Origin of the sequence: Devosia chinhatensis (assembly GCF_000969445.1) — a bacterium.
Lineage (GTDB): Bacteria > Pseudomonadota > Alphaproteobacteria > Rhizobiales > Devosiaceae > Devosia > Devosia chinhatensis.
The window spans coordinates 1-498 of record NZ_JZEY01000069.1; the positions used below are offsets into that span (position 1 = coordinate 1).

The 498-nt window shown below is 62.9% G+C and carries 1 pseudogene; it reads right to left on the minus strand.

The features are described 5' to 3' along the window. Positions 1-498, minus strand: a pseudogene (locus tag VE26_RS18185) (helicase-related protein); the annotation flags it as partial.

The following is a 498-nucleotide window of genomic DNA, read 5'->3' on the forward strand; positions in this document are numbered from 1 at the left end:
CCTCGTTGGACGCTGCCACATCGCAGCGTGCACCATAGGTGACCACACGTTTGTCGAGCCGCATCCCAAAGGCGAGTGTTGCGACCACGCGCAACACTTCCCCCTTGTGGAAATCGTCCTGATTGGCGCTGCGCAATTGTGCGCTCATGCCCGCATGCTCGGGTCAGGCCTTGATTCCCTTGCCATTCCGCCACTCGGCAATGTCCTCGACCTTGGCGCGGCTGAGGCAATAGACGATGCCGCTCTCGCCCTTGTGGGTGCCCCGGAAGTCCAGCAGCTGATCCCGCGCCTTGTCCCGCTCCACGCTGGAATAGGAAATATTGGGACGGTCGAACGAGGTGGTGAAGACCAGCGCCTGTTCGCGCCCCAGCCGCTCGCTGATGTCCTCGCGCGTCGTCGGGTCCGCCGTCGCCGTCAGCGCAATCCGCGGTACGACGGGCAAAAGTTCAGCCAGATGAATTAGTGCGCGATCGTCCGGCCGGAAATCATTGCCCCCGT